Origin of the sequence: Streptomyces sp. NBC_00289 (genome assembly GCF_041435115.1) — a bacterium.
Classification (GTDB): Bacteria; Actinomycetota; Actinomycetes; order Streptomycetales; family Streptomycetaceae; genus Streptomyces.
In genome coordinates, this window is record NZ_CP108046.1 from 9,206,385 (window position 1) to 9,229,231 (window position 22,847).

A 22,847-nucleotide genomic window follows, 5' to 3' on the forward strand; every position below is an offset into this window, starting at 1 on the left:
GGAACTTCCTTGTTCCGTGGGCTACTTGACGGCGAGGGGGTTGACCGGGGAGCCGACGGCGCCGGTGATGGGAAGAGGGGCGGCGGTGAGCCAGAACTCGTGGACGCCGTCGGCCGCGCAGTCGTCGGCGAGCGCCTCCAGGTCCCACATCTCGCCGATGAGCAGGCCGATGTGGGGGATGGCGACCTGGTGCAGCGGCTGGAAGGCGTGCGTGAACTCGTTCGGGCGCACCTCGAAGCCCCAGGTGTCGGTGGCGATCGCGGCGATCTCGGTGCCGTGCAGCCAGCCGGCCGTCGTGAACGACAGTCCGGGGGAGTCGCCTCCCGCGTAGTCGCCCCAGCCCTCGCGCCCGGCCCGGGCCAGGCGGCCGGTGCGTACGAGAGCGATGTCGCCGCGGCCGACCGTCACCCCGTGGGCCTCGGCGGTCCGGTTCAGGTGCTCCTCGGTGATGGCGAAGCCGTCGGGCAGCTCGCCGTCCTCGCCGACGACCCGGCCCACGTCGAGGAGCACGCCCCGGCCGGCGACGTACGGCGCCATGTGCTCGATGCCGGTGACGAGGTCGCCGTCGGAGGTGACGGTCCTCGCCGCGTCACGTCCGTTCCACGCCTTGCCGTGGTCGAAGATGTGCCCGAGGCCGTCCCACTGGGTGGAGCACTGCAGCGGCATGCTGATCACGTCGTCGGCGCCGCCGAGACCGTGCGGGAAGCCCTGGTTGCCGAGGGCGGCGTCGGTGCCGGTGTCGAGCATGGTGTGCACCGGGTTGGTGCGCCGGCGCCAGCCCTTCTGCGGGCCGTCCATGTCGAAGCGCTGCGAGAGGGAGAAGCTGACTCCGCGCCGGACCAGGGCGGCACCCTCCCGCCGCTTGGCCTCGTCGAGGAAGTTGAGCGTGCCCAGCACGTCCTCCGCCCCCCAACGGCCCCAGTTGGAACAGGCTTTGGCGCTCGCGGCGATCTCGCTCTCGGGGTCGTCGCGGTTCATGCCGACGCTCCGGTACAGCGGGTGCGCTGGACTCCGAGCCCGGTGATGGAGCCGTTCATGACGTCGCCGTCGCGCAGCAACCGGCCCCAGTGCATGCCGTTTCCGGCCGGACTGCCCGTCAGCACCAGGTCGCCGGGCAGGAGTCGGGCACCCTGGGAGACGTACGACACGAGACGCGCGACGCCGAAGAGCATGTCCTTGGTGGACTCGTCCTGCATGGTCTCGCCGTTCAGTTTCAGCGTGACGCGCAGGTCGCCCGGATCCGGGACCGAGCCGGCGGGCACGATCCACGGGCCGAGCGGGGTGAAGCCGGGCGCGTTCTTGCTGCGCAGCCAGTCGGTGCCGATGGCGGGCATGTCCCGGCGGAAGACGGTGGCGCGGTCGGTGAGGTCGTTGGCGATCGTGTACCCGGCGACGTGCTCCAGGGCCTCCTCGACCGGCACCCGGTACGCCGGCCGGGCGATGACGACCGCCAACTCCAGTTCCCAGTCCGGCTTCTCGGCCCAGGCCGGCAGGACGACGTCGTCGTACGGACCGGTGAGCGCGCTCGGCAGACCGATGAACACGTACGGCAGGTCCTCGGCCGCCCGCCGGTCCATGACCGCGGCGATCTCCGCCCGCGCCTCCTCGGGGCCGCGCGGATCGTCCGGAGAGCGGTGGGCGACCTCCAGGTCGATCACGTGCTGCCGGTAGTTGGCGCCCGACTGGAAGACCTGACGGGGTTCGACGGGGGCCAGCACGCGCAGACCGGCGAGCGGGCGCCTGTCGTGGGTCGGGTCCGCCGCCAGCGTGTGCAGCCGGGGCAGGAACTCCTCCCAGCGCTCGAAGATCCCCCGCGTGGTGAGCGCGGGCTCGCCGACAGCGGTGCGGAGGTCCAGCACACTGCCCTCGGGGAGCACGAGCCCGGGAAAGGGCTCCTGACCGGGCACGGCGAGGGTGCCGAGGGCGAAGGGTCCGGAGAAGGGCGCGGAAGGGTCTGCGGGTTTCACGGGCATGTCCTCCTGGTTGCGATGTGACTAATCTGGGCCCCTTCCCCGTAATCTGGGAAATCGATTCCGTGGATATGGATCATCCATGCCGTCTATGCCCTTTCCCCGCCCAGGGAGCGCGCCGTGAACCTCGCCAGCCTCGACCTCAACCTCGTCGTCGCCCTGCGCGCCCTCCTGGAGGAACGCAACGTCACCCGCGCGGGCCGACGCGTCGGCCTCAGCCAGCCCGCCATGAGCGCCGCCCTGGCCCGCCTGCGCCGCCACTTCGACGACGACCTCCTCTCCCGCGTCGGCGGTCACTACGAGCTGACCGCTCTCGGGCAGGTCCTCATGGACCGCACCTCGACCGCCTGCGACCTGCTGGAACGCCTCTTCACCAGTCAGGCCGACTTCGACCCGGCCACCGAGTCCCGCGAGATCACGATCGTCGCCTCCGACTACGCGGTGGCCGTCTACGGAGCCGAACTCGCCCGCACCCTCCACCGCGAGGCTCCAGGCATCCGCCTGCGCTTCACCCAGACGCCGCCGGGCATCGTCGAGGCGGCCGGCACCCTGCTCAGCACGACCGACGGCCTGCTGATGCCGCACGGCATCATCAGCGACTTCCCCACCACCGAGCTCTACCGCGACGGATGGGTCTTCCTCGTCGCGGAGGACAACGCCGAGGTCGGCGAACACCTCACCACCGACGACCTGGCGCGCCTGCCGTGGGTGACGTACCGGCGCACCTACGACGCCCCGGCCGTCCGGCAGCTCGGCATGCTCGGCATCGAGCCGAGGGTCGAGGTGTCCGTCGACAGCTTCCAGCTGCTGCCGTTCATGGTCGCCGGCACCCGGCGCATCGCCCTCATCCAGGAGCTCCTCGCGGAGAAGCTGCGCGGCCTGGCCCCGGTCCGGGTCATGCGGCCGCCCTACGAGGCGGTCCCGCTCCAGGAGGCCCTGTGGTGGCATCCCGTCCACACCCATGACGCCGCCCACATCTGGTTGCGGGAGACGGCCGCGCGGGTCGCCGCCACGGTGACGCCCGGTCCGGTCATCCACGGCACGGATGAGGGCGATCCGGAAGATCGATCGCGCGAGGGCTAGGCGCCGGGGGCGGACCGGCTCATAGTCGGGGCAGATCCTGACGCCCGCCGCTTCGGGCGCAGTCCCCCCGGGTGCGCAGACGCCCCACCGCCTGGCGACGGCCAGGACGGCGGCATGGCTCCGCACCCCCCGCCACCGCCCGTGGAGCCCGCATGCCCGGATCCGTCCCCCTGCCCGCGCCCGTCACCACCGCCGGCGCCACCCTGAGCACCGAGAACGCGGGTCCCCTGCGCGCCGCTCTCCTCCTGGCCGGAAGCTGCCTGCCCGTGCTCGGCGCCGTCCTCATCGCCCCCGTGCTGCCCCGGATGCAGGACCACTTCGACTCGGTCCCCGGCGCCAAAACCCTCGTCCCCGTCGTCCTGACCGTCCCCGCGCTCGCCCTCGCCCTGCTGGCTCCGTTCGCCGGCGTCATCGTGGACCGGCTGGGACGCAAACGCCTCCTGGTCACCGCGACCGTGCTGTACGCCCTGTTCGGCACCGCCCCGCTCTGGCTGCACTCGCTCGGCGCCATCGTGGCCAGCCGTGTGCTGGTCGGCATCACCGAGGCCGCGATCATGACCTGCTGCACCACGCTGATCGGGGACTACTACACCGGACACGTACGGGACCGCTACCTCGCCCTGCAGACCATGTGCGCCTCCGCCGCCGCGACCGCGTTCTTCGTGCTGGGCGGCGCGCTCGGCTCGGCGGGCTGGCGCGCCCCCTTCTGGATCTACGCCGTCGGCCTCCTGCTCGCCTCGGCGATGGCCGCCGCGCTGCCCAGGCCGCGACCCGGCGACGAGGCCGCCGCGGACGAACCGGCCGTCGGGACACGGTCGTTCCCCGTCCGGAGGCTGGCCGGGCTCTGCGCGCTCACCATGTTCGGCGCCGCGGTCTTCTACACCGTGCCGGTGGAGATGTCGTACCTCCTCGACGACCTGGGGGTGACGTCCACCGGGGTCATCGGTCTGGCCACCGCCCTCGCCAGCGCGGCCACCGTGGCCGGCTCGGTCGCCTTCACCCGGCTGCGCGGCGAGCCCGGGCACAGACTGCCCGCCGTCTTCGCCCTGTGTGCGGCCGGATTCGTCGTGATGGGCCTGTCCGGCAGGCCCGTGCTCCTGGTGGCCGGAGCGGTACTCAACTGCTTCGGCTGCGGAGTCCTGCTGCCCTCCCTGCTCACGGCGGCGATGTCCAGGCTGGACTACGCCGACCGCGGGCGTGGCACCGGCCTGTGGACGGCGGCCTTCTTCGCGGGCGAGTTCGTCTGCCCGCTCGTCCTGATCGGCGCCGAGTCCGTGGTCGGCAGCCTGTCCGGCGCCGTGGGCCTCCTCGGCCTCGCCTCCGCTCTCATGGCGGGGGGACTGCTGCTCGCCCGCCGCCGGGTGGCGGCGGTGACGGACGAGGGGCCGGCGGCCTGACCGTCCCCGCCCGCCGCGCCCTCCCGGGGCGCCGTCGGCCGACCCGCGCGCCGCTGTGGTCACCCCGGCTGTTCGGCAGTACCGCCGGCGTGCACGAGACTGTGCGGTGACCGTACCGTGCCGTTCGCCGGCACCGTGCGGGCAGGCACCGATCCGGGAGGGACCAACCAAATGATCATCTTCGGCACCAAGGGTTACCTGTACCAGCTGGCGATACTGACGCTGGTGTGCGGACAGTGCGGGAATCCGTCCGCGCACACGCTCAGGAAGCGCGTCACGAAGTTCACGCTGTTCTTCGTGCCGCTGTTCCCGATCTCCACGAAGTACGTCACGCAGTGCACCTTCTGCGGCGCCGAGCAGAAGGTGACCAAGGAGCAGGCCGACCAGTTGCAGGCGCAGGCCGCCGGCGGCCAGTCCTACGGGCAGCCGCAGCAGCAGCCCTACCAGTCCTGATCCGGACGGCGGAACCTGAACCCGGTCGCCCCCGCACACCCGCCCGGACCGTGAGCCGGTCCGGGCGGGTGCGGGCGACTGTGCCGAGGGTCAGGGGGTGAGCTGCCAGTTGCGGATGTACCCCACGTCGATGGACGCGACGTCACGGACCCGCAACTTCCAGGTGCCGTCGACGGGTTGGGCGGAGGCGTCCACCGTGAAGGTCTGGTCGACGTTGTCCGCCGAACCGCCGCTGCGGTTGAGGAGCGAGTACACGGTTCCGTCGGGACCCACCAGGTCCACGGTCAGGTCACCGCGATAGGTGTGCACGATGTCGACGTAGACCTGGGTGGTGGCGGAGGCGTTGCCGGGCCGGCCCGTGATGGTGAGCGGTGACTCGACGGCCGCTCCCGCGTCGGGAATGTCGACGCGGGTGGCGTTGGCGTAGATGTAGGCGATCCGCCAGGCGAAGTCCGCGGTGACGGCGGCACCGGTGCTGTCCGTGACGGTGACGGTCACGTCGCTGCTGCCGGTGGTGGTGGGCACGCCCGATATCCGGCCGTGCTCGTCGATGCTCAGGCCGTCGGGCAGACCGGTCGCCGTGTAGGTGAGGCTCGCGTCGGAGTTCGTGGTGTACGCGTCGATCTGGAGGCCGACCTGCTGGCCCACTCCGCTGGTCTGGTCGGCGACGGGGGCGACGTTGACGCCCAGCGCGATCCGGTCGCCGACGTTGATGGCGGCCCAGGCGCCGGCGACGGCGAGGTAGGTGTCGCTGTAGGCCCCGAAGAGGTCGGCGGCGGCCTGGAGGGTGGCGACGCGCGCCCCGGCGTAGTTGGTCGACGAGGTCATGTACGTCGTCAGCGCCCGGTACCAGATGCGTTCGGCGTTGCCGATGCCTATGCCCGTGACCGGCGCGCCGTCGGAGGTGGGGCTGTCGTAGGAGACACCGTTGACGGTCTTGGCGCCGCTGCCCTCGGAGAGCAGGTAGAAGAAGTGGTTCGCGGGGCCCGAGGAGTAGTGGACGTCCACGCTGCCGAGGGTGGAGCTCCAGTAGTCGCGGGAGGAGCCGTCCCGGGAGGGCTTGTCCATGTAGCGCAGCGGGGTGCCGTCCCCGTTGATGTCGATCTTCTCGCCGACGAGGTAGTCGGGGACGTCGGCCGGGAGGTCGGCGTGGAACTCCACGGCGGCGGCGAAGATGTCCGAGGTCGCCTCGTTGAGCCCGCCCGACTCGCCGGAGTAGGTCAGGCCCGCGGTGGCGCTGGTGACACCGTGGCTCATCTCGTGCGCGGCCACGTCGAGCGAGGTCAGCGGATGCGTGTTGCCGGACCCGTCGCCGTAGGTCATGCAGAAGCAGCTGTCGGACCAGAAGGCGTTGACGTAGTTGCTGCCGTAGTGGGCCCGGCTGTAGGCGGCGACCCCGTCGTTGCGGATGCCGTTGCGGCCGTGGACGTCCTTGTAGTAGTCCCAGGTCGCCGCCGCGCCGAAGGCCACGTCGACACCGGCGGTCTGCCGGTTGGCAGGGGTGCCGTCGCCCCAGACATCGTTGTCGTCGGTGAACAGCGTGCCCGTGCCGGAGGTGCCCTGGTTCAGGTCGTAGGTGCGGTGACCCGCCCGGTCGCCGTCGAGAAGCTGGTACGTCGAGCCCGACAGCGTGGTGCCGAGCGGAACCGGGCCGTTGAACTGTCCCGTGCCCGTTCCGGTGTGCACGCCCTCGTACTTCTGGATCGTCTTGCCAGACGCCGCGTCGGTGACGACGTGGAGTTCGCTCGGCGTGCCGTCCCGCTGGACACCCTCGACCACGGTCTCCCAGGCGAGGACCGGTTCGGCGGCGACGGCCCACACGACGAGCCGGGGTGCCTCGCCGACGGTCGCTCGCTCGGCGTCGGCCTTCTCGGCGGTGGTGAGCGCCTTGTGCCGGGCGGTGGTGGCGTTCACCGCGGGTTTGGTGGACGGGACGGCGAGGTCGCTCTCGGTGGCCGCGGACACGGTGGTGCTGCCGTCGTTCACATGGACCACGAGGTCGCCGCCGAGGACGGGCAGTCCGGCGTAGGTGCGGTCGTAGCGGGTGTGTGTGGTGCCGTCGACATCCTGCACGACGTCCTTGACCACGAGTTTCTCGCCGGATCCGAGGTCGAGTCGCCGCGCGGTGCCGGCGGCGGCCGCCTTGGCCTTCTTCAGGAGCGTGGCGCGCCTGGCGGGGGAGGTGGTGGCGGGGGCCGCGCCGGCGCGGGGCTGGGCGCTGATCCGGGCAGGGCCGGGGTCCGCCGGGGCGCCGGAGGCGGTGCCGCTCTGCAGGGCGAGGGCGATCATGGTTCCGGTGAGGGCGAGGGCTGTGGTGTGTCTGCGCCGGTGTGCGGTGCGGTGGAGCTGGGGCAAGGTCTTCTCCTTCTGCGACGGGACCGGCCCGGATCGCAGGCCGACGGGGCGAGCCGGCGGGATACGGCCGGCCCGGCTTCGCTGAACGGAAGGGGACGCCGCAGGAGCCGCCCGGCGCGGGAGTCCGTGTCGGCGGGAGCGTGCGCCAAGGGGAGGTGGGGAGAGGACGTGGGGGGAGAGTGAAGAAGCGTGGGGGGAGTGAACGATCGGTGAACGTCCGAAAGAAGGGTGACATCCGGCGCACAGGATTGTCATGGATGTGACAACACAACGGCTGGAACTGACCATTGCGTGCTGGGACTTCATCACCCACAGGAGAGGTTTCCAGCCGAAACCGAGGGCACGTCCGCAGACGGGCACCGGCCGGCGAACACGACGGCCTCGATGCCTCGGCCGCGGCGCTCCTCACATGACGGACTCACGGCTCTACCGCGGTGCGCTCCACTCACGGCCCTACGCCTCGACCGCGGTGCTCTCCACCCACGGCCCTACGCCTCAGCCGCGGTGCTTCTCCCCGGTCCTACGCCTCAGCCGCGTGCTCCTCGCCGACCCGGCGCCGCAGCCGGGGAGCGGGCCCGGGTCCCGTCGGCGGAGCGTCCGAGAGGAGACAGGCGAGGAGAGCGGCGGTGTCGTCGTGCAGGCGGCTGTGGCTGTAGGCCAGCAGGTCCTCGTGCAGGCGGTCCAGCAACTGCCGTGGCGACAGGGGCCCCCAGGAGCGGACGCGCTCCAGGACCGGGTAGAAGGAGCCGTCCGGGGCGCGGGCCTCGGTGACGCCGTCGGTGTAGAGCAGGAGTTGGTCGCCGACATGGAAGGCGTGTTCGTCCACGTGGTACGGCTCCCCGACGAGGACACCGAGGTTGAGCGGCGGCGCGGGCCGGGTCGCCTCCAGCTCCCACACCTGGCCGGAGCGCATGAGCAGCGGCGGTGGATGACCGCAGTTGACGATCCGGACGACGCGGGCGTCCGCGACGATCTCCGCGAAGACGGCGGTGACGAAACGCTCGCCGATCTCGCTGCCGGGGAGCTGGGCGGCCCTGCGGGTCATGCTCGTCTCCACCCGGCCCGCGAGGGCGGGCAGGTCACGCTCGTCGTGTGCGGCCTCGCGGAACGCGCCGACCAGGGCGGCGGCGGTCTCCACCGCGAGCAGGCCCTTGCCGCGGACGTCACCGATCAGCAGGCGTACGCCGTGCCGGGTGGGTACGGCCTCGAAGAGGTCGCCGCCGATGTGTGCCTCCGCGGCGGCGGAGAGATAGAGACTCTCCAGCTCGATGTTGCCGACACGGTGCGGGATGGGGCTGAGCAGGACGCGCTGCGCGATGTCGGCCACGAAGCGCACGGTGGCGAGCGTGCGTTCGCGCCTGGTGCGGTGGGCGGCCAGGATCGTGGCCAGGGTGCCGACCAGGACCGTGCAGAAGTACGCGGCCACGTAGTGGCGGTCCCACAGGTAGCCGACGGAGCGGCCCGCGCAGCACGGGGTGCCCGCCAGCAGCGCTTCGAATCCGACGGCGAACACGGTGATGCCGGCGACCGCCGCGGGCCCGTGGGCGAAGGCGCCCACGAGGGGAAGCGCCACCAGGAGGAAGCTCACCGGCCACTCGACCGGCGTCAGCGGCTCGATGACCAGGACGGCGATGACGTACAGGACGGGAAGCCAGCGCATCCACAGCGGTGGGGCGGGGAGCGCCGGGCCGCCACCGCCCGGCCGCGGCTCGTGGCGGTGGGACGGTGTGCCACGACGGAGCCGCCTCACCGAGCGCTCCCGCACGCGGACGCCGACGGACGGGTGAGGTGTCCCGATGCGGGGTTCGCGGGCGGTTGACATGCCTGACGGCTCGGCTGACGCGGCCTGCACACACGAAACTCCCGGCAGCGGATCTGGCAAGAGGTCCAGCCTCCTGTGCCGCGGCACGGCGTGCCGGTCATTGCTCCACTCAGCGGCATGTCCGGCGGGTGTCCCGGCGCAGGTGCCCGGGGCGCAGGCGCCGGCTCGGACGCGGTGCGTCACCCGCCGGGCGAGAGCCACGGCAGCGGGTCGGTGTAGCGCCCGTCGTAGATCACTTCGAAGTGCAGATGGGGACCCGTGGACAGACCCGTCGATCCGGCCGCCCCGATCGGCGCCCGGGCCGGCACCGTCTGGCCGACGGAGACCTGGAGGGCCGACAGGTGGCTGTACGTCGTCTCCAGGCGTTTCCCGGCGACGGTTCCGTGGTCGACGACGACGCGGTTGCCGTAGGCCTTGGTCATCGCGGCGAACACCACGCGTCCTTGCGCGGCGGCGGAGACCTGCGTGCCCTGGGCCGCGGCGAAGTCGACTCCGGTGTGCAAATTGGTCACCCCGGTCAGCGGGTGCACACGGGACCCGAAGGGCGAGGTCACGGTCAGGGCGCTCAGCGGCGCCACCAGCACACCGCCGGCCGCCTCGGCGCCGGTGCCCTCGGACGTGTCCTGGTCGACCTCCTTGTACCGCGGGAGCAGGGCCTTCACCTCGGTGAGGTAGACCCGCGCCCGGGCCGGGACGCGGCCCGCCTCGGTGACCGCTGCCGTCCCCTCCGCGTAGGCGGCGAGGGTGAGATCCACGAGGTCCCCGTTGACGGTGCCGTCGGTCCTGAGGTCGGTCACCTTCCCGGCGAGCGAGCAGTCCTGCCGGCCGAGCGCCATGATGGCGTCGGCCGGATCACGGGGCGAGGCATGCCCGTTGCCGTCGTCGTCCTTGCCCCAGGTCCGCCACCGTGGGTCGGTGAAGGCCGCGATGCCCTTCTCGCCGGTCAGTCGTCCGGTGCCGTTGCTCCAGCCGGAGAGCTGGTCTATCTGAGCGGCGAGCAGCGACGGTGTGACCACCGTGCAGGCCGAGGCCGCCTTGCGCAGCCAGGGAAGGTACGAGTCGTCGACGTGGGTGGCCGCGGCGGGGCCGGGGTCGGGCTCCTGGGGCCACAGGGCGGACAGGTCGCCCGTCAGCGCCAGGAAGCAGGACACTCCCACCAGCGCGGTGAGCCCCGGCAGGACCAGCAGTGTGAACGGGCCCGGACCGCGTCGGACGCGCTTGGGGGGCCGTTCGGACGGCCCCGCGGCTTCCTGCTCGTGTCTGCCTTGCTCGGGCGCCGCCGGCTCGTCCGCTGCCCGCTCGTCCGTTTCCCGTTCGTCCGGCCGGGTGTCGGTCACCGGGGAACTCCGCACGCCGACGACGGTTTCAGCGGAAACAAGGTGCTCACGAGCCGACGCTAAGGCTGTACCGCCCCGGTATCACGAAGCGCCGAGGCACACCCGCCTGCCCGAACGGGCAGACCATGTGTCCGCTCCGGCACATCGCAGGTGATCGACGTCCGCATTCCCGGGCGCAGGCGGGGCAGGCGCATCGAGTGCGAACCGGGAAGCAGCGGACGAGAGTCAGGAGGACACGCGATGCCGGGGCGGACGCCGACCCACCCGGCGTCGCGCGACCGGCGGACCGCATCCCGGCCGTACGGACCATGTCCCGTCCGCCGTGTGCGGTACCCCGGCGCCCGGCGGACCCGCGGAAGGAGTCCCTGTGACCACGTTCGTCATCACCGTGCCCGGCACGTTCGTCCACGGAATCTCCGAGGACACCTGCTCCGCCGTCGAGCGCAGCCTCCGCCCCCAGGACCCGAAGAACACGGACCTGGGTGAGAGCGAGGAGCTGAGCCTGCTGACGGTCGACGAGGACGGCATGTTCGCGGCCCGTGTCGAGGTCGAGGCCGCGGATCAGTCCGGTGCCGAGAGCGAAGCGGTACGACTGGTTTCCACCGCGCTGCGCGACAGCGGCTTCAGCGAGGAGGACGCCCCGCTGGGGGCGGCGATCGTCACCGGCATCGACAGCGAGTTCTGACAAGGCTCACTCGTCGCGGGCTCGCTCGCCAGGGGAGCGGACGTGCGGCTCGCCGCCGACAGCGGCTCCGCTCACCTTGTCGGCGGGCCGGCCCGCGGAGTGCGCGTCGCAGACCGGCCGGGAGGGCTCGGGGAGTCTCGCTGCCGTACCGGCTTCCGGCAGGGCGCTCAGGCGACCGGGAAGCGGAACGCGCCGGCGCTTCCGCCCATCGACAGCCAGATGTGACCCTCTTCCCTGACCAGTCGCAGCGCCACGTGGGCGCAGCCGGGGCAGCGGGCTGTGAGGCCGGGCTCGGGGCCGTAGACGTGCAGGTCGGCGAGCGGACCCGAGCGGGCACACTGCGGGCAGCGCCACCAGGCGGCGGTCGGCTCCACGGAGAGGATCTCCGAGAGCGGTCCGGCCAGGCAGTTGCCGTCCAGGTGGGCGGTGGTGTCGGCCACGAGGTCCTCCGGAGGGACGGGTGAGGGCGGACGGCGGATCAGCCGAAGCGTTCGGTACGGATGGTGGCCGGGTCCCGGCCCAGACCGGTGAGCAGGTCGGCGGCGGTCTCGACGAAGCCGGTGGGACCGCACACGTAGACCGGACTGGACGGACGCAGCCCGGCCGCCGCGTCCGCCAGGTCTGCGGCGCTGATGCGGGCGGGATCTCGGATGCTGCCCGGCGGGGGCTTGCGCGTGTACAGGAAGCGGACGTCGAGGCCCGGATGCCCGTCGTCGAGGTGGTCGCGGTACCAGACGTCGTCCCCGCCGCGCACGGAGTACACGAGGCTCAGCGCACTGTCCGAGCCGGATGCGCGGTGGGCCCGGACCATCGCCGCGAGCGGGACGATTCCCGAGCCGCCCGCCACCAGGAGCACCGGTTCGCCCGCTGCGGGCCGCCAGACGAACCAGTTCCCGAGCGGCCCCCTGACCTCGACGTCCATGCCGACCGGCAGGGCGTCGGCGAGATACGGCGAGACCTCCCCGTCGGGCACGCTCTGCACGCCCAGCTCGATCCGGTCGCCGTCGGCGGGCGCGGCCAGGGAATAGCTGCGTACGGCCTGGTAGCCGTCGTCGGCGGTCAGGCGTACGTCGACGTGCTGGCCGGGCAGGTGGCCGGGCCAGCCGGGGACGCTGAAGACCAGGGTGCGCGCGGTGGCGTTCTGCGGGCGGCGCTCGACGAGCTGTGCCCTGCGCCAGATGACGGCCACGGTCAGTCGCCCCAGTTCCGCTGCTCGCGCCACGGGTCGCCGTAGTTGTGGTAGCCGACGCTCTCCCAGAAGCCGGGTTCGTCCTCGTCCGTGAGCCGCAGTCCCCGCACCCACTTCGCGGACTTCCAGAAGTACAGGTGCGGCACGAGCAGGCGGGCCGGTCCGCCGTGCTCGGGGGACAGGGGGTCGTCGTCGTAGGAGTGGACGATCCAGGCCTGGCCGTCGAGGAGGTCCTCCAGCGGGAGGTTCGTGGTGTAGCCGCCGTAGCTGCTGACGACGACGTGATCCGCGGCCGTCTCCACGTCTTCGAGGAAGGCGTCGAGGGGCACCCCGCGCCACCGTGTGTCGAACTTCGACCAGCGGGTGACGCAGTGGATGTCGTGCACGGTCTCCTGCTGGGGCAGCGCCATCATCTCGTCCCACGTCCAGGCGTGTCTCTCCCCGAGTTCCGTGGTCACAGTGAACTGCCACGTGTCGACGGGGACCTTGGGCGTGGGGCCCGCCGACAGCACGGGAAACGAGTCTGTCGGGTACTGGCCGGGAGGCAGCTTGTCGGCCGGTCGACGGCCACGCCCCTGGAAGCCGGGGGAGAAAGTGTTCACGGCGTCATCTCCTGAGCACGTCTGACGGGGAGCGTGCGAAGGCCCACCAGTCAGTGTCGGGCGCGGGAGGCCTGTCCACCAGTCGGTTGCCCTGCTTGCGAGACCGAGGCGTCGTCGCCTTCCGGGGGCTCGGCGTCCGACACGCTAGCGGGCAGGAGCCGGTGAGGTTTGCCCGACCGCGCACCGCCGCTGGTCTCCCGGCGCACGGTCGGCGAGGACGGTCGTCCGCGCGCCGGCCCCTCCGACCGTGCCCTCGGCCGGCGGAAGGGCCCGGTTGGTCCACACCGGAGTGGGCACTTGGCGGTGAAGCGCGGCAGGCTGTCGCGGAGGTCTCCCCGGCTCCGGACGGGTCCCACGCGACCTCGGCTCGAAGCCGTCCGCGCTGCCCGCCACCGGCTGCGGGTGGCCCCGGGACGAAAGGAACACGGACATGCGGCAGTACGGCCCGGACCGGGACCACCGGCGCCCCGAAGGGGTCAGCGACGAGACCGTGGAGGCACTCGGGGCGCTGTCCAAGGCCCTGGAGACCACCGAACGGGCCAGAGGCCACCTCTACGGCTTCCATCAGCTGACCGGCACCGCGGACCTCCAGCTGGACCGGGCGGTCGAGCTGCTGCGCGAGGCCGGCCACGACGAGTGGGCGGACCGGGTGCGCACCGAGATCCTGGGCCGCAACGTCATTCCGGGGCACTGGACCTTCCAGATCGTCGAGGCGTACGACGACACGTACTACCAGCCGTTCCGGGGCCTGGAGCGGGACGCCGTGGACCGGCTCGCCGGGGGCCGCGACCACCTGTACGAGGCGGAGATGAAGGAGGACCGGCGGACCGTCGGCCATCCCGACCACACCGCCCGGCCCGGGGTCCCTCCCGAACGTCCGGAATGAGCGGCGGGACCGGCCGCCGGCCGGACGGTCGGACGTGCAGGCGGTCGCGGGCCACGAAGTGCGCGCACGGAAGCGAGAAGGGACGAGCCTGTGGGTGACAGTCCGGTCAAGGGCCGCACCGTCGTGGTGACCGGGGCGGCACGCGGCGTGGGAGCGGCGCTGGCGAACGAACTCGCCCGGCGCGGCGCGCGGTTGGCGCTGCTCGACCACGACGGACCGGCGCTGGAGGAGAGGGCAGCCGCGCTGCCCAACGCGCCGCTGACCCTCGAGGTGGACGTCACCGACTACCCGGCGTTGACCGACACCGCGGAGGTCGTCCGCGGCCGTCTCGGTCCACCGTCGGTGGTCGTGGCGAACGCCGGAATCGCCGAGGGCGGCCCCTTCGCCCTGTCGGATCCCGCGACCTGGCGCCGGGTGATCGACGTGAACCTGACCGGGAGCGCCCAGACGGCGCGGGCGTTCCTGCCGGATCTCGTGGAGACGGCGGGCTACCACCTCCAGATCGCCTCGCTGGCATCGATCGGCGCGGTGCCGATGATGAGTGCCTACTGTGCCTCGAAAGCCGGCGTGGAAGCCTTCACCCACGCACTGCGGGCCGAGGTGGCACACCGCGGTGTGGCGGTCGGGATCGCCTATCTCAACTGGACCGGCACCGACATGATCCGTGACGCCGACCGGTTCACGGCTCTGCGGGAACTGCGCACCCACATGCCGCCCCTGGCCCGGCGCGTCAGCCGGGTGGAGGTCGTCGCCGAGCGGTTGGCGCGTGCCGTGGAGAGCCGGACCACCGCTGTCTATGTTCCGGCCTGGCTGCGTCTGGTCCAGGTGGCGCGTGCCGCGCTGCCGCCCGTGATCCTGCGGGTGTCCCGCCGTGAACTGCCCCGCCTGCAGGCCGAGGAGGCGTTGGTCTCCTCGGGGCTGCTGGGTGCCGGTGGCCGGGCCGACCGCGCGGCGACCCGACGACGTACGCGATCACGTCCTGAGTGAGGCGTACGACGTCGGGGACTGGTCCGTGACGGGTGCTACGGCGTCCACTTGATGTTCGGGTTCACCTGGCCGGTCCAGTTGAAGATGGCCATGTTGTCCCAGCCGTTGCCGCTGTTGGTGATGTCGGCCGGGTCCCATCCGTTGCCGGTGACCGCGTACCAGGTCGGTTCCCAGTAGAAGACGCCGATCGCGCCGGAGCTGCGGGCGGTGTTCTGCACGGCGGTGAAGTTGTCGGCCTGGCCCTGCCAGCTGAGCGGGTAGCCGGAGCAGCCGGAGGTGATCGAGTTGCTGGTGCCGTCCGCGTTCGCCGAGGTGAACGGATAGGCCGTCTCGGCGATGACGACGTCCTTGCCGTACCGGGACTTCATGTCGGACACGACGCTGCCCATGTTGGCGAGCGTGCCGTGCCACGGGCAGTAGTAGGACAGCCCCGTGACGTCCCAGCTGACGCCTTTGGCCTTGATGCCGTCGTAGAACCAGCGTGCGTGGGCGTCGCTGTCCGAGTTGGCCGTGTGGATGATCACCTTCGTGCCGCTGTTGCAGGCCTTGGTCGCGTTGTAGCCCGACTTGAGGAGCAGACTGAGGTTGGTGAAGTCGTTGTTGACGACCTTGCCGTCGTCCCACAGCATGCCCACGTTGATCTCGTTGCCGATCTGCACGCTGTCCGGGGTCGTGCCCTGGGACTTGAGGCTGTTGCAGACGTCGTACGTGTAGTTGTACACGTCCGTCTGCAGCTGGGTGATGCCGTGGCTCGCCCAGGCCGCCGGCTTGTACTGCTTGCCCGGGTCCGCCCAGGTGTCCGAGTAGTGGAAGTCGACCAGCAGCTTGAGCCCCTTGGCCTTGACCTGCTTCGCGTACGCCAGCACCTTGGCCTTGTTGTTGTAGCCGCTGGCCGGGCTGTTCCAGACGCGCAGCCGGACGTAGTTCACGCCGAGGCCCTTGAGGATGTCGAGCGGGTCCTTGGCGGTGCCGCTCGCGTCGTAGTACTTGGCACCCAGGTCGAGGGCTCGCTGGGCGGTCGAGACATCGGCGCCGAGCATGCTGAGCGAGCCCGCGGCGGAGGCGGTCGTGGGTGTGGTGAGCAGGGACGCGGGCAGGGCGACCGCCGCCAGGAGCAGTGCGGCTTTCACTGTGCGGCCCGGACGGTTCATGGTCATCCCGACCTCCTTTGATCGAGACGTGGCCACGCCCAGGCCTGAGCCTGGCATGTGCATGCGGGAGAGTCCGTGAACGTTCACAGTAGGAGAGGTAACAGGCGCTGTAAATAGATGTGTCGGTCGGATTACGCGCAGGTGCGAGGCATAGAGTCGCCACCTGCGAATTGGGTACGTGCACAGTCCTCGGCACAGTTCCGCACAGGTTCCGGCACCGCTCTCACGCTCGCCCCACGTGGGCCGACAGGAGTCCGCCGTACGGGTCCCGGGCGCCGTCGTTCGGAGTGTTGACGCCGGGGCACTTGGGACGATCCGCTCATAGTGCCCGTATGACGCGTACCCGTACGGCGGTGCTCTGTGCCGCCGCCCTCCTCGCCGCCACCCTGCAGACCACCGGCGCGAGCGCCGCCCCCGGATCCCACGACCAGGCGTGCGCCGAAACCCGGCAGCCACGGGACCAGGCCCGCCAGGTCCTCGACATCGTCAGCGAGACCCGCGAGGAACTCGACCTCAAGGCCGCCCTCGTCCGGGTCACGGTCGACGGGCGCGAACTGGTCACCGGAGCGGTCGGCGAGTCCATGACGGACGTCCCCGCCACCCCCGCCATGCACTTCCGCGCCGGCTCGGTCGGCATCGCCTTCCTCGGCACCGTACTGCTCCAACTCGTGGACGAGCACAAGGTGGACCTCGACGAGCCCGTCTCCCGCTGGCTGCCCGACCTGCCGCACGCCGACGAGATCACCCTGCGCATGCTCGGCGACTCCACCTCGGGCCTGCACGACTACGTCACCGACCCGGTCTTCCTGAAGAAGCTGTACGCCGACCCGTGGCAGCACTGGACCCCCGAGGAACTCGTCGGCATCTCCACGAGCCACCCGCTGTGGTACAAGCCCGGCACCAACTGGAGCTACTCGCACGCCAACTTCGTGCTCCTCGGCCGCGCGCTGGAGGAGATCACCGGGACTCCCCTCGACCGGCTCCTGGGCGAACGGGTGCTGAACCCGCTCGGCCTCGACAACACGCGCAACAACGACACCGCGCTCATCCCGCCGCCGGTCCTGCACGCCTACGACGCCGAACGCGGCACCTACGAGGAGTCCACCTACTTCAACCCGTCCTGGACCACCGCCCCCGGCGCGGTTCTGACCACCGACATCTGTGACCTCGCCCGCTCCGGGCAGGCCATCGGCTCCGGCGAACTGCTCTCCCGGCGCGCGTTCCGCACCCAGCTGAACCCCGGCACGGTCGGCCTCGGCCATGCGACGGAGACCTGCCCCGCCACGGTGTGCCTGCCGATGACCGAGGACTTCCACTTCGGCCTCGGCGTCGTCGTCAAGAACGGCTGGGTGGTGCAGAACCCGTCCTTCTTCGGCTATGCCGCCGTGATGGCGTACGAACCGCACCAGCGTCTGTCCATCGCGGTGTCGACGACCGTGGGCCCGAGCGCGCCGGGCGGCAACACCGCCCAGACGATCACCGAGCGCATCGCGGACCTGCTGGCCCCCGACCACCCCCTCGCGGGCTGAAGGACGGCGACCCGCGGCGACGTACGTCCGCGGGCCGCGAAGACGCGGGGTCGTGCTCGGGCTTCCCGAGTACGACCCCGCTTGCTGTCAGTGGCTGCTGACCGTGATGACGCCCGTCGCCCTCGCGCCTGTGAGGTTGTCGTAGACGATGTCGCCCGTCGACTTCTTCCAGAGCTTGACGCGGATGGTGTCCGGGTTGTCGGTGGCCGTGATGCGCACACCGTAGCCGCCGGTGCCGCGGACGGTGCCGGACCCCTGGTAGATCGCCCGGGAGCCGTCGACCACGAGCCAGTCGGAGCTGGTGGAACGGAACGTCAGACCCGCCCGGCCGAAGTCGAACGTGGCTCCGCCGAAGGGGACGGTGGCCTTCTTCGGGTAGAACGCGAGGAACGAGAACGCGGCCTTGCCCGTCAGGCCGGGTCCGGCGGGGTAGGCGCCGGCCGGGGAGCCGAAGACGCCGGTGCCGAGCGCGGGCCCGGCGGCCGGGTCGTAGACGATCACCTCGGGGAGGGTGGTGCTGTCCGAGGCTCCCTCGTCGTCGGTGACGGTGATCACCGGGCGGTGGATGCCTGCCCCGGCGTAGGCGTGCCGGGCCCGGCAGCCGATGGCGGTGACCGTACCCGACTGCGGTTTCGTGCCGTCCTTCCAGTCGACCACGCAGGTGTGGGTGTCACTCGCGCCCCGGTCGATGAACTCGGCACTGACGGCGGCACGTTCGCCGGCAGCCACCGGGGAGCGGGGGCCCGTGGCGGAGGTGATGACCGGCTTCTCGTTGGCGACCTCGACCTTCACCGTGTCGCTGCTGCGGCCGCCGGTGAGCGTCGCCTCGTAGGTGCCGTCGTCGGTGCAGGTGAGTGTGGTCCTGGCCGCCCTGGGGTCGGCGAAGGCGCACGGCGCTCCCGCATCGACCGACCATGTCGGGCTGCCCGCCCCGGAGATGGTGCCGTTCAGCCGGATCGCGTCGCCCTCCTTGCCCTCGGCGTCGGGCCCCGCGTGGACGACGGTGACCGGGTCGATGCTCGTCAGGGTCGGGAGGACCTTTCTGATCAGGCCGTCGGAGTCGAACTCCATCCTGTCGACGGTGGTTTCGCGGTGGGTGCCGTCACCGCCGGGCATGGCGAAGCGGTGGTAGGCGATGTACCAGTCGTCGGTGTTCGGGACGTGGACGACGCTGTGGTGGCCGGTGCCCTTGATGCCCTGGGAGAGGTCCTTCTCCAGGATCACGCCCCGCTTGGTCCACGGGCCGGTGGGGGAGGGGCCGGTGGCGTACGCGACCCGGTAGTTCTCGTCGCGGGTGTCGTTCTCCGACCACATGAAGTAGTAGGTGCCCTTGCGCTTGACGACGAAAGTGCCCTCGTTGTAGCCGCTCGGGGTGATGTCCTCGACCTTCGAGGTGTCGATGGAGGTCATGTCGTCGTTCAGCGGAGCCACGTAGGCGTGGCCGTTGCCCCAGTAGAGGTACGACTTTCCGTCGTCGTCCGTGAACACGGCCGGGTCGATCATCTGGCCGCTGTACTGGCCCTGCTTGAGCAGTGGCTTGCCGAGGACGTCCTTGAACGGCCCGGTCGGCGAGTCGGAGACGGCGACGCCGATGTTCGCGTCGGCGCAGTAGTAGAAGTAGTACTTCCCGTTCTTCTCGGCGATCGTCGGCGCCCAGGCCCGGCTGTCGGCCCAGGAGACGTCCGGGCCGAGGTCGAGGATGACGCCATGGTCCTTCCAGTGGACCAGGTCGGTGGAGGAGTACCCCCTGAACTGCGTGCCGCTCCAGCCGTCGAAGCCGTCGGTCGTCGGGTACAGGTAGAAGGTGTCGCCGAAGCGGACGATGTTCGGGTCGGCGTTGAGTCCCGGCAGGACCGGGCTCTTCATGACGAGTGCGGCCACGGTCCAGGTCCGCTGTGTGCCGTCGGACCCGGTCACCTCGTACGTCACCGGCTCGGTGAAGTCGTGGACGCTGCCGGAGGCGGGGCTGATGGCCGCGCCGTGGGCGAGGGTGAACTCCGGTGCGAGGGCGGTGAGATCGGTGCCCTCCTTCATCGGCAGGGTGATCCTGGTGTCCGTGTTGTCGATGATCGCGTCGACCTTCAGCGCGGGGTGCGTCGCCTTGGCGATGCCCGCGGTGTTGCCGCTGAGCTCCATGACCTCCGCGGCGGACAGCGCCCGGTCGTAGATACGGAAGTCGTCGACCTCGCCGCCGAAGTACGGGTCGCCGGAGTACAGGGACCGGCCGATGTAGCCGCTGTAGTCCTTGTTAGCGTCGTACAGCTCGGACGGCTTGATGGTGGTCGTCGTGCGGGCCGCCTCGACGCCGTCGACGTAGAGGACCATCGTGCCGGTCGAGCCGTCGAGGGTGACGGTGACGTGCCGCCACTCGCCGGGCGTGAGCCGCGAGCCGGCCGTCAGCTTCGACTCCGCCGACCAACTGGCCTTGCTGATCGCCGAGTAGAGGCTGGAGCCGCCGTTGGAGGGCGTGGCGAAGAGGTACTTGTTGCTGTCCGGGCCGAGCCCGAACAGCCACTGGAAGCTGTCGCCGCCCTTCCACTTGGCGTACGTCGACACGGTCACGCTGTCGGCGTTCTTCAGCACGCCGTTCGGGAGCTTCACATACGGCGACGTGGTGGAGGTGCCGGAGCCGCCCGACATCTCGAACGAGCCGCCTTCGACGCCCGTACCGAAGTCGGGCGTGTGCACGTACGTGCCGTGGTAGCCGTGTCCGCTGGAGTCGCGGGCGATGGTGCCGCCCGTCTCGTCGAAGCCGTAGTGCAGGAGCAGGTCGGCCGGGACGTCGGCGCCCTCGTCCGACACGGTCACCTCGGCCCGGACCGGGATCGCGGCGCCGTCCGGGAGGCTGCCGGTCACGGTGAAGGTGCCGGGCCGGGCGTACTTCGACGCCGGGACGTCGTCCCAGGCGACGGCGACGGGACGGTCGACGCCGTCGGCGTACCTCGCGATCACGGTGGCCGGCAGGACCGGGGCCCGGCCGGTCCGGGTCCGTACCTTCACGCTCTCGACGCTCTCCACCAACTGGTCGGGCTGGTAGGCGCGCAGCAGGCGGTCGTACTCGGCCTGGGTGACCGGCAGGACGGTGCCGTGGCGTGGCTTCGACGGCAGGTCGTAGTCGGCGACCGGGGTCCAGTTGCCCGTGGCCAGGTCGGTCGTCTCGAAGGGTATGTAGCCGCGGCCGCCGAACTCGTCGAGGAACGCGTACCACTTCTCCTCGGTGTTGGACTTGAACACCAGCGGGCCTTCGGCGGCGGTCATCGCGCCCTTGCCGATGCCCTCGGCGACCGGGTCCCAGGCCGGGTCGAGGATGGAGTCGCTCTTCTCCTGGAAGATGAACTTGCTGTTCGGGGTGGAGGAGCTGTTGTTCCGCTCGTCCTTGGAGAGGCGGTAGTACGTCCCGTCGTGCCGGATCATCGTGGAGTCGATGACCGAGTAGCCGCGGTCGATCCAGACCTTGGGCTCACTGAAGGTGTAGAAGTCGCGGGTGGTCGCGTACATCATGCGGTTGTAGGTGTCGCCCGAGTGCGCGTCGTCGGCGTACAGCTTCGACGCCCAGAAGACCACGTACTCGCCGCGCCGGGCGTCGTAGAACGCCTCCGGCGCCCAGGTGTTGCCCGCGCTGTCGGGAGAGATCCTCACCAGCCGCTGGTTCGTCCAGTGCACCAGGTCGGTGGACTCCCAGATCATGATGGACTTGCTGCCGCTGCGCTGGGCGGCGTCCCAGTCGCCGTTGCCGTAGATCCTGAGGTCGGTCGCGATCTGGTAGAACTTGTCGCCCTCGGGGGAGCGGATGATGAAGGGGTCACGCAGTCCCTTCTCGCCCAGCGTGGAGGTGAGGACCGGCTTTCCGTCGTTCAACTCCCGCCACTTGAGAGGGTCGTTGCCCTTGCTGAGCGCGGAGTAGAGCTGCTCGCCGTCCGCGGTGCCCTCGCCGGTGAAGTAGCTGAACATGTAGCCCTTGAGGGCCTGCTCGGCGGGGAGTTCGGGTACTTCGGCGGTGAACTTCCGGGTGGTCGAGGCTGTGCCCTTGGTGACGGTGGCGGTCAGTTCGACGGTGGTGGCTCCGTCGCCGTGCGCGGGACGGTGGACCACGCCGTCGGCGGAGACGACGTCCGGCTCGGCGGAGGACCAGCTGACGTCGGTGCCGTAGGAACCGGTCGCCGGCAGGGTCAGGTTGCCGCGGACGTCGTCGAGGGTGTGGACGGTGAGGGCCTCGGCGGCCTGACGCGTGGCGGTCTCGTCGTCGAAGGCGGCCAGGACCGTGACGTCGAAGGTCCTGGTGTCGGTCACCGTGCCCTTCTTCAGGGTCGCCGTGAGCCTGGCGTGGGCGTCGGGTGCCCCGGCGGCGGGGCGGGTGACCGTGCCGCCGGCGGAGACGACGTCCGGGTTGTCGCTCGCCCAGCTGATCGTGGAACCGCCGGCCGTGCCGGTGCGCGGCAGGTCCAGGTCGGCTGTGACGGCGCCGGTGTCGCCCAGGCTGAGGGCGGCCTTGTCGTCGGCCACGCCCTGGGTGGCGACGGGGAGGGCGAGCTGCTCGACCTCGGAGTCGGCGAGCGCCCGGTCGTAGACCCGGAAGTCGCGGATGCTGCCCTTGAAGAGCTTGTCGCCCGAGTAGACGGACTTGCCGATGTAGTTGGCGCTCGTGGTGCCGGAGCCGATGGCACCGGGGGTGGTGGTGACCGAGGTGTTGCGGCCGACCTCCGCACCGTCCTCGTACAGCACACCGGTGGTGCCGGTCTGTGTGTAGGTGAGGTGCTTCCACACCGAGCGGGCCAGATTGTGCGAGTCGGCCGGCTTGGTGGTCTGCTCCGTCGACCAGTTGCCGGTGGCGACGGAGGTCCGGAGGGAGTTCCCGGTGGTGAACAGGTAGCCGTTCCCGTTGCCGCCGCTCGAGTTGCCGAAGCCGTAGAGGAAGTACGGCGTGGTCTGGGAGGAGTCGATCCGCACGTCCATCGCGACGGTGATCGCGGCCATGCCCTTCATGACGTCGTCGGGCACCTGGACGTAGGTGTCCGAACCGTTGAAGGCGAGGCCCTGACCGGCGCCGGACCAGTCGGCGGTGCCGCTCACCCTGCCGTCGCGGCCGTTTCCGGAGGCGTCGGTGACGGTGCTGCCGGTTGCCGCGTCGAGCTTGTACCAGAGGGCCAGACCGTCGGTGACGCTCGCGCTCTGCGCGTTCTCCGCCGCCTGCGCGGGTACGGCGGGCGCGGCGAGGCCCAGGAACAGTGACGCGGCGGTCAGGCCGGCGAGCCGGCCCGCCCGGCGTCTGGCGCGGCTGCGCAGACGTGCGGTGTACGTCATGTGGGGTTTCCCTGCTGGAGCATGGCTGATGGGGGGAGGCGACGAAGGCATGGCGAAGCAGGCCGGCAACGGAGCCCCGATCGTGGGTGCCTTGTCGTTT

At 71.0% G+C, this 22,847-nt stretch carries 17 protein-coding genes; 7 read left to right on the forward strand and 10 right to left on the reverse strand.

The genetic code is table 11. The features are described from left to right. Positions 1 to 21: 21 nt before the first annotated feature. Entirely contained in the window at positions 22 to 978 is a 957-nt protein-coding gene (locus OG985_RS41645; RefSeq protein ID WP_371673591.1) for a cyclase family protein, read from the reverse strand. After that, positions 975 to 1,973 carry a fumarylacetoacetate hydrolase family protein gene (locus OG985_RS41650; RefSeq protein WP_371673592.1) on the reverse strand — a complete coding sequence of 333 codons (999 nt, stop codon included), beginning with the start codon at positions 1,971 to 1,973 and terminating at the stop codon, positions 975 to 977. Before OG985_RS41650 ends, OG985_RS41645 begins: the two co-directional genes overlap by 4 nt. A gap of 117 nt (positions 1,974 to 2,090) precedes the next feature. Between OG985_RS41650 and OG985_RS41655 the strand changes: the two genes are divergently transcribed. The 3 genes from OG985_RS41655 (at position 2,091) to OG985_RS41665 (ending at position 4,903) form a co-directional block, all read left to right on the forward strand. Next, positions 2,091 to 3,053: a LysR family transcriptional regulator gene (locus OG985_RS41655; RefSeq protein WP_371673593.1), complete on the forward strand. Its 963-nt coding sequence runs from the start codon at positions 2,091 to 2,093 to the stop codon at positions 3,051 to 3,053. 152 nt (positions 3,054 to 3,205) lie between these two features. Further along, entirely contained in the window at positions 3,206 to 4,450 is a 1,245-nt protein-coding gene (locus OG985_RS41660) for an MFS transporter (RefSeq protein ID WP_371673594.1), read from the forward strand. A gap of 171 nt (positions 4,451 to 4,621) precedes the next feature. Then, the gene (locus OG985_RS41665; protein WP_371673595.1) at positions 4,622 to 4,903 is read left to right on the forward strand and encodes a zinc-ribbon domain-containing protein; all 282 of its coding nucleotides are present in this window, start codon (positions 4,622 to 4,624) and stop codon (positions 4,901 to 4,903) included. Positions 4,904 to 4,993: 90 nt separating this feature from the next. Here OG985_RS41665 and OG985_RS41670 read toward each other — a convergent pair whose 3' ends face one another. The 3 genes from OG985_RS41670 to OG985_RS41680 all read right to left on the reverse strand — a co-directional run bounded on the left by OG985_RS41670 (position 4,994) and on the right by OG985_RS41680 (position 10,417). Beyond that, a complete protein-coding gene (locus OG985_RS41670) occupies positions 4,994 to 7,192 on the reverse strand; it encodes a M4 family metallopeptidase (protein WP_371674644.1) in 2,199 nt (732 codons plus the stop codon). Positions 7,193 to 7,778: 586 nt separating this feature from the next. Next, entirely contained in the window at positions 7,779 to 9,080 is a 1,302-nt protein-coding gene (locus OG985_RS41675; protein ID WP_371673596.1) for a PP2C family protein-serine/threonine phosphatase, read from the reverse strand. Positions 9,081 to 9,259: 179 nt separating this feature from the next. Next, complete coding sequence (locus OG985_RS41680) at positions 9,260 to 10,417, reverse strand: M23 family metallopeptidase (protein ID WP_371673597.1); 1,158 nt, start codon at positions 10,415 to 10,417, stop codon at positions 9,260 to 9,262. Between the two features lie 367 nt (positions 10,418 to 10,784). On the opposite strand from OG985_RS41680, the gene OG985_RS41685 reads away from it, so the two are divergent. Next, on the forward strand, positions 10,785 to 11,102 hold the full coding sequence (locus OG985_RS41685; RefSeq protein WP_371673598.1) for a hypothetical protein: 318 nt from the start codon (positions 10,785 to 10,787) through the stop codon (positions 11,100 to 11,102). Between the two features lie 167 nt (positions 11,103 to 11,269). Here OG985_RS41685 and OG985_RS41690 read toward each other — a convergent pair whose 3' ends face one another. Genes OG985_RS41690 through OG985_RS41700 form a run of 3 tightly spaced genes read right to left on the reverse strand, consistent with a single transcriptional unit; the run spans position 11,270 to position 12,893 of the window. Further along, complete coding sequence (locus OG985_RS41690) at positions 11,270 to 11,542, reverse strand: DUF6510 family protein (protein WP_371673599.1); 273 nt, start codon at positions 11,540 to 11,542, stop codon at positions 11,270 to 11,272. 38 nt (positions 11,543 to 11,580) lie between these two features. Beyond that, positions 11,581 to 12,324 carry an FAD-binding oxidoreductase gene (locus tag OG985_RS41695; RefSeq protein WP_371673600.1) on the reverse strand — a complete coding sequence of 248 codons (744 nt, stop codon included), beginning with the start codon at positions 12,322 to 12,324 and terminating at the stop codon, positions 11,581 to 11,583. Beyond that, the gene (locus OG985_RS41700; protein ID WP_371673601.1) at positions 12,294 to 12,893 is read right to left on the reverse strand and encodes a sulfite oxidase-like oxidoreductase; all 600 of its coding nucleotides are present in this window, start codon (positions 12,891 to 12,893) and stop codon (positions 12,294 to 12,296) included. Before OG985_RS41700 ends, OG985_RS41695 begins: the two co-directional genes overlap by 31 nt. 430 nt (positions 12,894 to 13,323) lie before the next feature. Between OG985_RS41700 and OG985_RS41705 the strand changes: the two genes are divergently transcribed. Both OG985_RS41705 and OG985_RS41710 read left to right on the forward strand, forming a co-directional pair. After that, entirely contained in the window at positions 13,324 to 13,779 is a 456-nt protein-coding gene (locus tag OG985_RS41705; RefSeq protein WP_371673602.1) for a hypothetical protein, read from the forward strand. A gap of 90 nt (positions 13,780 to 13,869) precedes the next feature. Further along, positions 13,870 to 14,766, forward strand: coding sequence for an SDR family oxidoreductase (locus OG985_RS41710; RefSeq protein WP_371673603.1), 897 nt, complete (start codon positions 13,870 to 13,872; stop codon positions 14,764 to 14,766). A gap of 35 nt (positions 14,767 to 14,801) precedes the next feature. On the opposite strand, the gene OG985_RS41715 is transcribed toward OG985_RS41710, so the two are convergent. Continuing rightward, the gene (locus OG985_RS41715; protein WP_371673604.1) at positions 14,802 to 15,923 is read right to left on the reverse strand and encodes an arabinogalactan endo-beta-1,4-galactanase; all 1,122 of its coding nucleotides are present in this window, start codon (positions 15,921 to 15,923) and stop codon (positions 14,802 to 14,804) included. 326 nt (positions 15,924 to 16,249) lie between these two features. Between OG985_RS41715 and OG985_RS41720 the strand changes: the two genes are divergently transcribed. Then, entirely contained in the window at positions 16,250 to 17,446 is a 1,197-nt protein-coding gene (locus tag OG985_RS41720; protein ID WP_371673605.1) for a serine hydrolase domain-containing protein, read from the forward strand. 87 nt (positions 17,447 to 17,533) lie between these two features. Here OG985_RS41720 and OG985_RS41725 read toward each other — a convergent pair whose 3' ends face one another. Continuing rightward, positions 17,534 to 22,747 carry a family 43 glycosylhydrolase gene (locus OG985_RS41725; RefSeq protein WP_371673606.1) on the reverse strand — a complete coding sequence of 1,738 codons (5,214 nt, stop codon included), beginning with the start codon at positions 22,745 to 22,747 and terminating at the stop codon, positions 17,534 to 17,536. Positions 22,748 to 22,847 lie beyond the last annotated feature (100 nt).

Coding starts and splice junctions, on each gene's coding strand:
- OG985_RS41645 (WP_371673591.1), bottom strand. CDS start 978: ATGAACCGCGACGACCCCGAGAGCGAGATCGCCGCGAGCGCCAAAGCC.
- OG985_RS41650 (WP_371673592.1), bottom strand. CDS start 1,973: ATGCCCGTGAAACCCGCAGACCCTTCCGCGCCCTTCTCCGGACCCTTC.
- OG985_RS41665 (WP_371673595.1), top strand. CDS start 4,622: ATGATCATCTTCGGCACCAAGGGTTACCTGTACCAGCTGGCGATACTG.
- OG985_RS41725 (WP_371673606.1), bottom strand. CDS start 22,747: ATGACGTACACCGCACGTCTGCGCAGCCGCGCCAGACGCCGGGCGGGC.
- OG985_RS41675 (WP_371673596.1), bottom strand. CDS start 9,080: ATGTCAACCGCCCGCGAACCCCGCATCGGGACACCTCACCCGTCCGTC.
- OG985_RS41705 (WP_371673602.1), top strand. CDS start 13,324: ATGCGGCAGTACGGCCCGGACCGGGACCACCGGCGCCCCGAAGGGGTC.
- OG985_RS41715 (WP_371673604.1), bottom strand. CDS start 15,923: ATGACCATGAACCGTCCGGGCCGCACAGTGAAAGCCGCACTGCTCCTG.
- OG985_RS41720 (WP_371673605.1), top strand. CDS start 16,250: ATGACGCGTACCCGTACGGCGGTGCTCTGTGCCGCCGCCCTCCTCGCC.
- OG985_RS41670 (WP_371674644.1), bottom strand. CDS start 7,192: ATGATCGCCCTCGCCCTGCAGAGCGGCACCGCCTCCGGCGCCCCGGCG.
- OG985_RS41660 (WP_371673594.1), top strand. CDS start 3,206: ATGCCCGGATCCGTCCCCCTGCCCGCGCCCGTCACCACCGCCGGCGCC.